Below are 13,603 nucleotides of genomic sequence, written 5' to 3'. Positions count from 1 at the left end.
CGTCGCCATGCCGAGCGCTGGGAGCACTGCAAGGCCAGCCTGCGGGCGAAGGTGGAGCACCCGTTCCGGGTGATCAAGCGGCAGTTTGGCTACGTCAAGGTCCGCTATCGCGGTCTTGCGAAGAACAGCGCGCAGGTGCAGACCTTGTTCGCCCTGTCGAATCTGTGGATGGCGCGCCGGCAATTGCTGCCGGCGGCGGGATCAGTGCGCCTGTAAGGCGGGGAAACCCGCCGGAAAACGCCGGAAACGGCGCGTAAAGGCGGTGACGAAGCAAAAAAGCTGCTCTGTGGCCCAGGATTGAAGCCTCAGGGTGTGTTGATCAGACCTTCCCTAGCCCTGCGCGGAGGTCAAGGCTCGTTGGAAAGCAGTCAGGCGGTGATGTCGGCCAACTCCATCATCGAGGCGATGCGCGCCAATCGAATGCAAGCCGCCTCCTACGTATACAACGGAACAGCGGCTTGCGCGGCCGTCCCCGGCGCAGGAACCTCGCTGGCATCCAGTGACATCAATAACTGGGTGACCCAGCTCAAGGCCACGATTGGTACAGGCGCCGGGGACACAACCACCTGCGGCAGCATCGCCGTGGTAGGTGGGTTGTATCGAGTCACCGTGCAATGGGACGACCGGCGCGCTGGTGGGGGTCAAACGCGGACGGTAGTCACGGAGGCCCAGATATGAGCCGTTTTAAACAGACGGGCTTTGGCCTGATCGAGCTGATGGTGGCCCTGGTGCTGGGGCTCCTGGTGCTCGGCGCTGCCATAGCGGTGTTTCAGTCCAACCTTCGCACATTCAACGCGAACGATGGGCAGAACCGCGTCCAGGAAAACGCTCGCGTGGCTTACGAGTTGCTGTCCAAGGATGTGCGTTCCACCGGCAGTTCGGCCTGTTCTGCCGAAGCATCGGTCCTGGGCGCGGATGCCATGAGCACTGCCTTCAAGGCGCCGCTTTCCGGCAACGGCACGGAGCTGACGACCATATCTGCCGACGATATTTCTTATCGGGTCAAGACCGCGTCGGCCTCCTCCGTCCAGCTGGTGGAAAGTGGGCCTGCCGCAAGCGACATTTTCAAGGTCGGGGACAGCGTCATGGTGTGCAACGCCGCCATGACCGGGTTTACGAAAATCGCTTCCATCGCCGGACAGACGGTCGGCTTTACTACGGCGTTGGAATTCGATCCGGCGCAGACGGAGTATGGCGACGCCGCCAGTATTTCAATCGCGCGGTTTCGCAGCAATCGCTGGCACGTAAAGGCGAACAGCGGCGCTACGGGGAATTCGCTGTATGTCAATCGCAACGGCGGTGGCGATCAGGAAGTGGCCGAAGGTGTTCAGAGTCTGGCCCTCACGTATCACCAGTTCGCCAATGGCAACCCGAATGTTTATGTCGCCGCCCCGAGCAACTTTGAGTACGTCGATGCGGTGCGCATGAGAATGCCCATTCGCGCGGTAATGCCCTCGAAAAATCCCAGTGAAAGCGACGTGGTCAATCGCAACGTCGCATCCACCGCCAGTATCAGGAACCGCAGTTTATGAGCCGCTTCCCTTCCTTTTCGGTTGCGCACCGGCAGCGGGGTATTTCGTTGCTGGTGGTCTTGCTGCTGCTTGTGGTCATGTCGGTACTCGGCGTAGCGGTGTTGCGCAGCTCGGCGATGCAGGAGCGCATGAGTGCCAATCTGCGGGACCGCAGTCTGGCCACCCAGGCCGTAGAGGCGGCGCTGATGACCGCGCGAGCCAACCTGGCAGCTGCCCCCAAGTGGCGAACGGCTGTGCCTGCCGCAGCGGACTGTGCCAGTGACGGGGTGTGTCCTTCCTATACCTCCGAGGCAAACGCGGGCTGGCGCAATGGCCCCACACTGGGCGGTGTGGCCACGCAGTACTGGATTGAATATCTGGGCGAGAACACGACGGCAATGGAGACCACCGGCGTGATCCCGGGGTCCGAAACCACAAATCGCGGTCCAATGTTCCGCATCACTGCACGCAGCAGTTCCGTCGGCCGCGCGCTGGTGGTTCTGCAGTCCGATGTCATCTACCGCAATCCCAAGCTGTGAGCGCCGCCATGAAGACACGAGTCCTTCAAGCCCGTAAGAATTTCGCAGCGACGCAACCTTGGTGGGTGGCACCCGCAGCCTGCCTTGCTACCTTGCTGGCATTGCCGGTGAGTGCCGGCATCACCATTCCCGACGAGCCGTTGACCACCGGCAACAAGGTGGCGCCGAACATCCTGTTTATTCTGGATGACTCGGGGTCTATGGCGTGGCGCAACATGAACAATCAGGACATCACTCAAATTACCGGTTCCGGGAATTTCAGTGATGGCCCGGACGCCAATGGCATCACAACGGGCACCGGCAAGAATAGTGAGAGCAGTGGAAACACTGCGATGTACGAGCAGAACTACATTACCAACTCTCTTTACTACAATCCCTCCGTCACTTATCAGCCTTGGATGGGGGCGAACGGTAATCGCCTGAGTGGTGGTACCAGCTATAACTCTGCGTATAGCAGTGGCAACTACGCCAGCAATGACGGGAACGGCAGTTCAGGCGGCAGCAGAAATCTTTCCAATAACACACAGACGTTCTACGTTCCAAAGGATACCGCTGAAGCGAGTTTGTCCTATCTCTCCAACGTCGAAAACTATTATCGATATCAGATTATTTCAGGCGGCGTTTATGTCTTGCGCGGGGAGTACGGTAAAATCGTCGCTACCTCCGGCAATTCCGTCATCTCGCCCTCCAGCGGGACTGTTCGGGGAGGGGGAAGTAACACCCACTCGGTATCGGGGCATTCTGCGGGCGATAAACTTGTTCTCAATATTCAATCCCCGAACAATTCCAGAAGCGTCTTGTACTGGATTTATGCGCCTGACAGCTCCCTGGTTTGTTCCGGACAGGTGAACGCGGGAGATACTGGTACCTGTTCGGTAAATTCAGCTGTGTCTGGGAATTACAGCATAGTTGCCAAGCGCTGGAATAATACCAACAGCGATGCGGATTATAATCTGTGGGGCGCTTGGAGTCGGACCAACAGCTGTGACGGCGGGAGCGCTGGTAGTTGGGGGTGGATCAACTGCACGTCCGCCACCCCCCCCACACCGACTGCGCCCACCGGTCGTTCGGTGGATGACGAAAAAGCCAATTTCGCTACTTGGTATTCCTTCCACCGCACCCGCATCAAGGCGGCAAAGGCCGGCGCCGCCGAAGCATTCCGCCCGTTGGGTAACAAGGTCCGCGTTGGCTACCGCAGCCTGCACCAGAACGGAAGCACCAATTTCGACATCCCCGTCGGGGATGGGAACGACGGGCGATTTGTCGACAATGTGACGCCTGCAACGACCAGCCGCACGACTTGGTATCGCAGGCTGTTTGCGGCAAGCGCCAATGACGGTACTCCATTGCGTAAAGTTTTGGAGGATGCGGGCAAGTATTTCCAGGGCACGACGAGCTCAGGTCCCTATGGACCCGAGGCCGGTTCCAACCAGTACTCCTGCCGCCAGAACTTCTCGATCCTGACCACCGACGGTTATTGGAACGGGGCCGGTTCTTCGGTCGGAAACGCCGACAATACGGCCGGCAGTGAAATTACCGGACCCAAGGGCGAAAGTTATCAATATAGCCCGGGGGCGCCGTATGCCGGTGCGGACTCCAATACATTGGCCGACGTGGCCATGTACTACTGGAAGACCGATCTTCGCGGCCTCACCAACAACGTTCCCACCACACAGGCTGATCCGGCGTTCTGGCAGCATATGGTGACCTTCGGGATTTCCATCGGTCTGAAAACGTCGATGGGTTGGTCCAGTGTTGGCGACGTGCCGGCCAACCCCGCGTGGCCGCAGCCGGGTGACGACCTTGCCGCCAACATCGACGATCTGTTGCATGCAGCGGTCAACGGCCGCGGATCCTTCGTTTCAGCCAGTAACCCCAAGGAATTCACAAGTGGCCTGGCCAAGGCGTTGGCTGCGATCGCCCAGCGAACCAGCTCCTTCTCGAACGTGGCCACGAATGCGGCCTCCGTCAAGACGGGCGGCAAGGTATTCAACGCCAGCTATGTGTCCGGTCTCTGGACGGGCGCCGTGAAGGCGTGGACGCTGGATGCAAACAGCGAGCCCTCCGTACAGGCGTGGTCGGCAACGGTTCCGGCCGTGGCGAGCCGCAACGTGTTCACGTTCAATGGTGGCTCTGGCGACACCTTCCCGACTTCCACGCAGCTTGGCGCGCTGGCCAGGCCGGGTGGTCCTGTCGATTATCCCGTCACCGGCGCCGAAAATGCTGCCTATATCAAGGGCGATGGTGCGTTGGAAGAACGCAATGGCGGGCTGCTGCGGAATCGTGCGAGCACGGTGCTGGGTGATATCGTCAATTCGTCGCCTGCGTACGTCGACGACACCAAGACCCTCTACGTGGGCGCCAACGACGGCATGTTGCACGCTTTCGATGCCGACACTGGTGTCGAGCAGTTCGCCTATGTCCCGGGGTTGGTGAACCTTGGCGATCTCAGCCAGCTTAGCCGCGGTGACTACACCCACAAGTGGTTCGTGGACGGTCCCGTGGTGGTCACCAATCGCAAACTCACACCGGGCAAGAACTATCTGGTGGGGGGCATGGGTCGCGGCGGCAAGGGTCTGTTCGGCCTTGACGTGACCAATCCTGGCGCCTTCGGCACGGGCAACATCACGTGGGAGTTGGGCGGCTCCAATCCCAACATGGGCCTGGTGACCGGCCGGCCGATTCTGACCCGGGTTGGCAGCGGCACCGTCGCGGCCATTGTCGGTAATGGTGTCAACAGCACTGACAACAAGGCCGTGCTGTTTGTGATCAATGCGGCAACCGGCGCGGTCATCAAGGAGCTGGATACCGGTGCAGGCGATGCGGCCAATCCCAACGGACTGTCGGCGCCTACTGGTATCTTGGGCAAGGATGGCCGCACGCTCGCTTACGCCTATGCTGGCGACCGTCTGGGCAATGTGTGGAAGTTCGACATGAGCAGCGCTTCGCCCGCCAGCTGGACGGTCACCCGGATGTTTACCGCCAAGACTGCCAATGGCACTGGCGCCATCCAGCCGATTACCGGCGGTGTCACGGTGGCTACCGATCCCCGAACCTACAAGCGGTGGGTGTTCTTCGGCACCGGCAGCTACATGACCGCCACCGAGGCCGACGACAAGACGCCCGGAACGCAAGGTATGTACGGAATCATCGATACCGGCTCCGCAGTGACCTACGGGCAGTTGAAGAAGCGCTCCATCATCAATACCGGTGCCACCCAGGACGGCTACCCCGTGCGGACCTTCGAGGCCAAGACCGATCTGGCGACCAGCTTCAACGGCTGGTACATGGATCTGCCGGGCAAGGGCGAGCGGATCGTACAGGACGCCCAGTTGGTGTCGAACATCCTGGTCACGGCCAGCATGATTCCGGAAGGCGATGCCTGCGAGGCGTCCGGGTCCGGTTACATCAATGCCCTGGATGCGTTCACGGGGACCAGTGCGGGCAAGTCCTTCTTCGACCTGGACAAGGACGGGGACACCACGGACCAGAGCGTTGGTGGAGTGCCCGTGGGGTCGGTGAACTTCGGCGTAGGCATGCCGACCTTGCCGATTTTCCTGGACGGCAAGCTGATCGTGGGTGGCACCAATGCAGGCGAGAAGCCCGGTTCGGGCGGTATCGTTGGCAAGGTGTGGAGCCCCGTCTCCTGGCGTGAAATCAGAAAGGACTGAGCACTATGACAAGCCAGGCAAAGGAGTTTTCCATGCGCGGTTCGCACGCCAGCGGTTTCACGCTGATCGAGCTGATGGTGGTGGTTGCCATCATCGGAATTCTGGCCAGCATTGCGCTGCCGGCGTACAACGAACATATGCGAAAGGCACGGCGCACCGCGGGTGCGGCCTGCGCTCTTGCGATAGCGCAGCAGGCTGAGCGGTTTTACACCACGAACATGACCTATGTAGGGTTCGTGGCGAATACCGGCATTTGCGAGCCAAAAGCGCTGGAGTTCTATAACGTGACAGCGCCAGCGGCCGGCCTCAAAGCCAAGGAGTACTTAATCTCAGCTGCGCCGCAAGGAAAGCAGTCTGGTGATTCCTGTAGCACGTTGACCGTGAACCAGGCCGGTACGAAATCGCCGACTACCTCCGGCTGCTGGTAAATTGCTCGACGCTTCAAACAACAAACCCGCCTTCCGGCGGGTTTGTTGGTTTTAGCCCTCAAGATGCCAAACGCCTTTCACACGCCGCAACAGCGGCCCTCATATGCTTCACGGTTTCCCGCCGGATCGGGAATGCGCTGGCGCGATGAAGGAAGCCGGACGCCTGTTCCCGCATTCGCTCGATTGTGGCTGCCGCGGTTGCCCCTGCCACGCCGCCTTCGTCCGCTAGTTGTATCAAGTGCCGGCGCTGCACCGCCGCGCCTTCCCCGCAGACATCCATATGGTGTTGCCCCATTGGGCCTTCGCTGTATGTCAGGTCGAAGGCGGGAGCCAACCGCCAGCGGCGGTCACGGCCCAGGCGCCAGCCGAAGTTTTTCGGGTGGTCGTCGCGGTTGTGGAACAGCACGTTGAAGACGGCGCGGGCAAACGCCTTGTCCACTTCGCGCTGGTCGCGGGTCAGCAGACGGGTGGCGCGCAGGAAGGTGGTGTAGTCGGTCGCGCCCGGAAGCCGGAAATCGATCTGGAGCAGTCCTGCCAGGCTGTGCACGGGGACGCGCTGGCCTTGTTCGCGGTCGAACCTCGCCACGCCAAAGGCTGCTGATTCCGGCGATAGGTCGAACAACGCGCTTGCGGGCATTTCCAGCCCGCAGTCGCGCGCAAGCTCGGCGTAGAGCTGCTCGATGGCGCAAACTTCCTTGTGCTCGTCCCGCGCCGGAAACTTCACCAGCCACGGCGTGCCCAAGCCGTCGGATCGTGTGCTGACATGGCCCGAGGCCGTGTCGTAGTGCACCAGCGCCTTGGGGCGTGCGCCCTGCGGGGAGCCCCCGGTCAGCGCCAGTTCGCGCAGGGCGACGCCCGCATCGCCGGCCAGGGCGCGGGCACTTTCTTGTGCCAATGCCAACAGCGTCCAGTCCGGCTCCGGGGCGTTGATGTCCTGGGCCGGCACGAAGCGCAGCGCGCCCATCGCGCGGTCGCCGATGAAGGCCAGGCGATCAAGCGGGCCGGGATAGCGGATGCCCTGCTGCCGAAACAAGCGATCCATCAACAGCATGCCCCAACCGTCGGGCAGGCTGTCGGCGATCAGGCCGGGTAGGCGGTGCTGGAAAGAAGGGAAGCCACCATGGGCCGCCGCTTGCAGCTTCAGGTGCAGGGGCGAGAGTTCCAGTTCCTGAGCCAGCGCCACCGCCGAGTATTCAAACAAGAGGGTCTTGCCGTCATCCGCCAAGCGGCCCAGCGGCCAGTCTTCGCCCCAACCGCAGTACTGCACGGCCAGCGACTTCATCGCGCGCTCCGCTTCGGGGCGCGCTGCCGCTGGTGGGTAGCGGCCGCCTGTTCCATCTGGGCAATGGAGTGGCGTCTGAGCTTGAATAGAGGATCCAGCTCATCCGTCAGCCCCAGTGCTTGGGTGACGCGGACAAGGGTGTCCAGCGACGATTGCCCGTCCTGCTCCAGCTTGCGCACGGCTCCCAGCGACAGCCCTGCCATCTGCGCAAGATCGCGTTGTGCCAGTTCCTGGGCAAGGCGCTGTACGCGCAAGCGCTGACCGAGTACGCGCATGATTTCCGCGGGTGTGGCGAGCGCAATAGACATTATTGTGTCCATTGTTCATTCATGGGAATGACAATGATCATTCTAATGGTATTTGATAGCGCCCGCAAATGTGAGCGGATTCAGTGTGGTCTGCCCTCGTCAGCAGCACCCGCCCGGCGTATCCGCATAAGAATTGCCGGCCGCCGCCCCCACGCCCGTGGTCTCCCCCCGCAGGCTGGCCGCATTGTGTTCGGCCATCACACGGGCCACGCAGGCGGTCACCGCCTTGCCCATCGGGATGTGCAGGAACTCGTTCGGTCCGTGCGCGTTCGAATGCGGTCCCAGCACGCCGGTGATCATGAACTGCGCGCCGGGGAACTTCTCGCCCAACATGCCCATGAACGGGATGGTGCCGCCTTCGCCCATGTACATGGCGGGCTTGCCGAAGAACTCCTGGCTGGACTGGTCGATGGCCGCTTCCAGCCACGGCGCCAGTGCAGGGGCGTTCCAGCCCGTGCTCGCCTTCTCCAGCTTCAGGCTGACCTCGGCGCCGTAGGGCGGGTCCTTCAGCAGGGCTTCCTGCAGCAGCTCGCCGCCTCGCTTGCCGTCCAAGGTGGGCGGCAGACGCAGGCTGAGCTTGAGGGCGGTATGCGGACGCAGCACGTTGCCTGCCGAGGCCAGCGGTGGAATGCCATCGACGCCAGTGATGGACAGTGCCGGCCGCCAGGTGCGGTTGAGCACCAGTTCCGTGCGGTCACTGCCCATCGGGGTCATGCCGGGCAGGAACGGGAACTTGTCGAATACCTCGTCGCCCAATACCTCGGCCACCTTGGCCGCCTGTGCGCGGCGTTCGGCGGGGATGTCCACATGCATGCCGTCGATCAGCACGCGGCCGGTGTCCTCGTCTTCGATGCGCGAGAGCAGGTCGCGGATGATGCGGAAGCTGGACGGCACGATGCCGGAGGCATCGCCGGAGTGCACGCCTTCGCTGAGTACCTTGACGGTGAGGTTGCCGCCGGCCAAGCCGCGCAGCGAGGTGGTGCACCACAGCTGTTCGTAGTTGCCGCAGCCGGAGTCCAGGCAGACCACCAGCGAGGGCTTGCCGATGCGCTCGGCCAGGTGGTCCACGTAGAAGGGCAGGTCGTAGCTGCCGGATTCCTCGCAGGCCTCGATCAGCACCACACAGCGCGCATGGGCCGCGCCCTGCGCCTGCAGCGCCATCACCGCGGTCAGCGAGCCGAAGATCGCGTAGCCGTCGTCGGCACCGCCGCGGCCGTACAGGCGGTCGCCTTCCAGCACAGGCTCCCACGGGCCCTTGCCCTCGTCCCAGCCGGTCATTTCCGGCTGCTTGTCGAGGTGGCCGTAGAGCAGCACGCAGTCGTCGTTACGGCCGCCGTTGGCGGCGGGGATGTCGATGAAGATCAGCGGCGTGCGGCCTTCCAGCCGCACCACTTCCAGCTGCATGCCGGGGATGGCTTGCGCCTTCGCCCAGGCCTCCATCAGCGCCACCGCGCGATCCATGTGGCCGTTCTGCACCCAGTCTGCGTCGAACATCGGCGACTTGTTGGGGATGCGGATGTAATCGACCAGCTGCGGGACGATTTCGGCATCCCACTTGGCGCCGACGAAGTCGCGGACCTGGTTGGCGTCGAACGTGGCGGTGTGCATCGGGGCCTGTCTCCAGCGTGATCTGAAGCGGGCATTGTAGCGCCGCAGTGCAGGGCGACTGTGGCCCACGCAGCCATCGGCATGATCGGGATCAGACTTTTCCTACCCAAAACCGGGTGGTAATCCCGACGCGCGTCGGGGCGGCCGCCGATAGGCTGTCCCTGTCGCGGTGGGCAATCTGCAGGCACCGGATCACGCAACGTGGTCCGGCCCAGATCCCAACCGGAGGAACCACGCCATGAACATCAAGTCGCTGACCAATCTGCTTGCCCCGCTGGTCCTGTGCTTCGCCTTTGCTGGCGCCGCCATTGCCGGCGAGACCGTCAACATCAATACCGCCGATGCCGGCACCATCGACCGCGTGCTGGTGAACGTCGGCCCAGCCAAGGCCCAGGCGATCGTGGATTACCGCAAGGCCAATGGCGCCTTCCGCAGCGCCGAGCAGCTGGCGCTGGTCAAGGGCATCGGGTTGAAGACCGTGGAGAGGAACCGCGACCGGATCGTGGTGGGTGCGCCGCGGGTTGCTCCCAAGACTGCGAATGCCCCGGTCCGGAAGGTGGCGCCGCAGCGGGTCGTGCGCCGATGAATGCAGAGAGCGTCGTCGCCGGCCCTTCGCTGGCCGGCGATACTGCGGCGATGACGGGAATGGCGACGGCGCCGGCAACCACGGTCCTGCGCGCGCAGGATTACCGGCGCATGCGCTGGAAGAACGGTGCGGGGTGGACCTCGGAAGTCTTCCGGTGCCCGGATGCCGACGACTGGAATTGGCGGGTGTCTCTCGCGGAAGTGGAAACCGACGCCCCCTTTTCGACATTTCCGGGCGTGGAGCGCGCGCTGGTGCTGCTGGAAGGCGAGGGCATGCGCCTGCGTTTCGACGATGGCGAAGTGCGCGATCTGTTGCCGCCTTGCGGGATGCAGCGGTTCGCCGGCGAGCGCCCGCTGGTGGGACAACTGGTCGACGGCCCCAGCCGTGACTTCAACCTGATGTGGAAGCGCGGTCATGCCGACGTCCAGCTCTGGCGGCGGCCGCTGGCCGGGGCGATGGTGCTGTTTGCCGACCCGGGGGAAACCTGGGTGGCGCATCTGCTGGCCGGGCAGGCGCATTTCCCGGTCAAGCCGGGCCCGGCGTCATGGCGCCGGGCGACACCGCGATCCTTCGCGGCCATCGTGTACGCACACGGTTTGCGCTGGACGGGGCCGGCGAACTCCTGCTGGCGCGGGTTGTAGAGCAGGGCGAGGTCTGATCAAAGCCAGGCGGCTTTGATCAACCCTCATCCCCTGGGGACTTTCAAGGTCAAAGGCGGCGTCAAAGGAATTGACGTCGCTGCGGCACAGGGATGTGCCGCACCTCTTTTTCTGGTTCTTCTCCCAACGGAGCGAGAGGCGCTCAGCCGAGCGCCAGTGCAAGCACGGCGACGAATGCCAGCGTGGACAGCCCCATCACGCTGAAGGCCATCGCGCGCAGGCTGCGGCCCCGCGCCCACATCCAGATGCCGGACAGGCCCAGCAGCAGCATGCCAATGGCGAAGCTGTCGGCCAGCAGTATCCAGAACAGGCCACCTCCCACCGCCTTGTGCAGCCGGTTGAAGGCGGCCAGCGGCGAGTGCCGACTGTGCTTTAGGGTGGCGCTTGCGTCGCCGGGGACATAGTCCATCGTCCACGAATTGCCCGCGCTGCCGCCGCTCAGCGTCCACTTGGGCGCCGGCTTGGCGCCGCCGCCCCCCGGTCCGCCCTTGCGGATCACCTGCGCATCCAGCTGCCTGTGGTCGCGCAGCCACAGTGACAACTGCTCGGGCGTTGCCCTGGCCTCTGCCGGGATCGGGAGGTCGACGCGCGCGGTTTCGCTGCTGTCGCCCTGCGGCCATGCGCCGTCGCCGAACCGGTGGTTCATCACCAGCCCGGTGATGCCGTAGAGGATGGCCGCCAGCGCCCCCCAGGCGCCGATCCACAAGTGCAATTGCCGGATCCAGCGGTAGCTTGCATTGCTGCGCCGACGTGCCGAGGTGTCGTGGCTCATCCCGCGGCTCAGTAGCGGAAGTTCAGGCTGACCCATGCGCTGCGCGGCGCCCCGGGGCTGATGTTGTTGTTGCTGTGGGCGCTTGCGAAATAGCGGGTATTGCCCAGGTTCTCCACGTTGAGCTGGAGCTGCAGCGACGGCGACAGCGTCCAGTAGACCGCCGCGTCGACGCGGGTGAATGCCGGCAGCGCCACCTTGTTGTCCACGTTGGCGTAGATCTCGCCGCGGTACACCACGCCGAGCCCGGCGCCGAAGCTGTCGTTGAAGTCGTAGCGGTTCCAAAGCGAGGCCGAATGGCGCGGCAGCTGCGCCAACCTGTTGCCCTCGATGGCGGTGGCCGACTGGGTGGTGGTGATCTCGCCGGACTGCCAGGCGTAGCCGCCCATGACCTGCCAGCGGTCGGTGATGCGGCCGGCCAGGCCCAGTTCGACGCCTTCGGTGAACTGGCCGTCGACCAGCAGCATGCGGGTCGAATCGGCCGGGTCTGTCACCGCCACGTTGCTGCGGTCGAGCCGGTAGACGGCGAGGGTGGCCTGCAGATCCTTGTGGATGTCCCACTTGGCGCCGATCTCGCGGTTGCGGAAGCGCTCCGGCTCGAGCGAGGCATTGCTGGCGTTTAGCGATGCCAGCTGGTCCCCGGCGCGCGGCTGGAATGCCTTGCTGAGGCTGGCGTAGAAGGACACGTTTTCCAGCGGCTTGTAGACCAGCCCCGCGCGCGGCGACAGCAGGTCATCGTCGCTGCGGAACGACTGTCCGTTGCGGTTGTTGCGCAGGTCCACGCGGAAGTTGTCGAAGCGCACGCCGACGATCGCCTGCCACTGCGGCGAGAACTCGATCTGATCCTGCAGGTATACCGCCGAGGTGCGGGCGACGCCGTGGTTGTCGGCATCGGTGGCGCTCTGGTGGAAGTCGATCGCCACGTCCACGTTGGGATTGGAGATCGGCACGACATTGGTGCCGGGCGCGAAGTAACCGGTCTGGCGGAAGTTGTCGGTGACCTGTCGGCCCAGCTCGATGCCGGCCAGCACGGTATGCCGCAGCGCGCCGCTACGGGTTTCCCAGACCAGGTCAGTCTGGTTGAAAAGGTTGCGACGGGTGGTGTCGGCGCGGTAGGCGGCCAGCGTCACGCTGGTGCCGGTGGCATCCACCGAACTCGGGAACACGTTCTGGTAGTACTTGTCGTAATCGGCCCAGCGCAGGTGGTTGCGCAGGTTCAGGCCTTCGCCGAAGGCGTGGTCGACGATCGCGTCGAAGGCGTCCACGCCGGCTTCGGTTCGGCTCAGCTTCGGGTTGCCGAAGAAGGTCGACGGATCAGTCTCGAGCGGGCGGCCCTGGAAAGAAGGCACGCCGCGGTCGGTGGTCCGGTCGTCGTGGAAGCGCTCGTAGGCCAGCACCACGCGGGTGGCGTTGCCGAGATCGAAGTTGAGCGAGGGATTCACGCCGTAGCGCTTGAGGTAGGCGTCGTCGCGGAAGGTTTCCGAATCCTCGACCACGGCATTGACGCGGAAGCCGGCGGTGTCGCCGAAGCCTTGGCCGAAGTCCAGGGTGCCGCGCCGGCGCTGGTTGGAGCCCAGCTGCAGGGTGCCGCTGCGGTGGTTCATGCCGTCGGCCATGCGGGTGACGCGGTTGATGACGCCGCCGCTGCCGCCGCGGCCGAAGATCATCGCGCTGGGGCCCTTCAGGGCCTCGACGCGCTCCAGGTTGTAGACGTCGCGGAAGTACTGCACGTCGTCGCGGATGCCGTCGACATAGAAGTCGCCGGTGGAGCTGATGCCGCGCATTACCGGGGTGTCGCGGTTGCCTTCGCCCTGCGCGGTGCCGACGCCGGGCATGTAGCGGAAGGTTTCGTTGAGGCTGGTGACGGCCTGGTCGGCCACCAGCTTGTCGGTGACCACGGTGACCGCCTGCGGCACGTCCAGCAGGGGCGTGTTGGTCTTGGTGGCGCCGCGTGTATTGCGCACCTGATAGTCCGGCAGGTAGCGCTGGCCGACCACGATCACCGCATCCACGTCCTTGGCGGGGTCCCGCTTGCTGGCGTCGTCCTCGACTTCCGATGCGAAAGCGGGCGCGCACAGCGCCAGCCCGATGGCGAGGGTCAAGGGGGCAGGGGACGGACGGCGGAAGCGCAGGCGCGGGTGCTGGAACATCGAATCCTCGGGGACAGATAGGCAGCTGAATGCTGCGACCCGCGCATGCTAATGCGAACGATTCGTATTGGCAATCAAAACAGTTCAACAAC

General features: G+C 63.7%; 11 protein-coding genes and 1 pseudogene. 7 read left to right on the top strand and 5 right to left on the bottom strand.

Annotation, left to right across the window (positions count from 1 at the left end; translation table 11 throughout):
* From G582_RS0108430 to G582_RS0108405, 5 genes are all read left to right on the top strand, one after another.
* A partial coding sequence (locus tag G582_RS0108430) for an IS5/IS1182 family transposase (protein ID WP_028839373.1) occupies positions 1-216 on the top strand: 216 nt, incomplete at its 5' end.
* 458 nt (positions 217-674) lie between these two features.
* Entirely contained in the window at positions 675-1,532 is an 858-nt protein-coding gene (locus tag G582_RS0108420; protein WP_028839461.1) for a PilW family protein, read from the top strand.
* Entirely contained in the window at positions 1,529-2,050 is a 522-nt protein-coding gene (locus tag G582_RS0108415) for a pilus assembly PilX family protein (protein ID WP_028839460.1), read from the top strand. Before G582_RS0108420 ends, G582_RS0108415 begins: the two co-directional genes overlap by 4 nt.
* A gap of 8 nt (positions 2,051-2,058) precedes the next feature.
* A complete protein-coding gene (locus G582_RS17910; RefSeq protein ID WP_156880367.1) occupies positions 2,059-5,721 on the top strand; it encodes a pilus assembly protein in 3,663 nt (1,220 codons plus the stop codon).
* 32 nt (positions 5,722-5,753) lie between these two features.
* Positions 5,754-6,149, top strand: coding sequence for a type IV pilin protein (locus G582_RS0108405; protein WP_028839458.1), 396 nt, complete (start codon positions 5,754-5,756; stop codon positions 6,147-6,149).
* Between the two features lie 58 nt (positions 6,150-6,207).
* On the opposite strand, the gene G582_RS0108400 is transcribed toward G582_RS0108405, so the two are convergent.
* The 3 genes from G582_RS0108400 to G582_RS0108390 all read right to left on the bottom strand — a co-directional run bounded on the left by G582_RS0108400 (position 6,208) and on the right by G582_RS0108390 (position 9,347).
* Positions 6,208-7,431, bottom strand: a complete 1,224-nt coding sequence (locus G582_RS0108400) for a type II toxin-antitoxin system HipA family toxin (RefSeq protein WP_028839457.1) — start codon at positions 7,429-7,431, stop codon at positions 6,208-6,210.
* Positions 7,428-7,739 (bottom strand): helix-turn-helix domain-containing protein, encoded by a 312-nt coding sequence (locus G582_RS0108395; RefSeq protein ID WP_028839456.1) that lies wholly within the window; start codon positions 7,737-7,739, stop codon positions 7,428-7,430. Before G582_RS0108395 ends, G582_RS0108400 begins: the two co-directional genes overlap by 4 nt.
* 99 nt (positions 7,740-7,838) lie before the next feature.
* A complete protein-coding gene (locus G582_RS0108390) occupies positions 7,839-9,347 on the bottom strand; it encodes a M20 family metallopeptidase (RefSeq protein ID WP_028839455.1) in 1,509 nt (502 codons plus the stop codon).
* Positions 9,348-9,591: 244 nt separating this feature from the next.
* Between G582_RS0108390 and G582_RS0108385 the strand changes: the two genes are divergently transcribed.
* Both G582_RS0108385 and G582_RS16060 read left to right on the top strand, forming a co-directional pair.
* On the top strand, positions 9,592-9,933 hold the full coding sequence (locus tag G582_RS0108385) for a ComEA family DNA-binding protein (RefSeq protein WP_028839454.1): 342 nt from the start codon (positions 9,592-9,594) through the stop codon (positions 9,931-9,933).
* Between the two features lie 50 nt (positions 9,934-9,983).
* Positions 9,984-10,591: pseudogene (locus G582_RS16060) on the top strand (HutD/Ves family protein).
* Between the two features lie 143 nt (positions 10,592-10,734).
* Here G582_RS16060 and G582_RS0108375 read toward each other — a convergent pair.
* Together G582_RS0108375 and G582_RS0108370 are read right to left on the bottom strand one after the other, a co-directional pair.
* A complete protein-coding gene (locus G582_RS0108375; protein ID WP_028839453.1) occupies positions 10,735-11,364 on the bottom strand; it encodes a PepSY-associated TM helix domain-containing protein in 630 nt (209 codons plus the stop codon).
* 8 nt (positions 11,365-11,372) lie between these two features.
* Positions 11,373-13,463: a TonB-dependent receptor gene (locus G582_RS0108370; RefSeq protein ID WP_248642733.1), complete on the bottom strand. Its 2,091-nt coding sequence runs from the start codon at positions 13,461-13,463 to the stop codon at positions 11,373-11,375.
* Positions 13,464-13,603 lie beyond the last annotated feature (140 nt).

Origin of the sequence: Thermomonas fusca DSM 15424 (genome assembly GCF_000423885.1) — a bacterium.
GTDB lineage: Bacteria > Pseudomonadota > Gammaproteobacteria > Xanthomonadales > Xanthomonadaceae > Thermomonas > Thermomonas fusca.
This window is presented reverse-complemented; position numbering and strand designations above follow the sequence as displayed.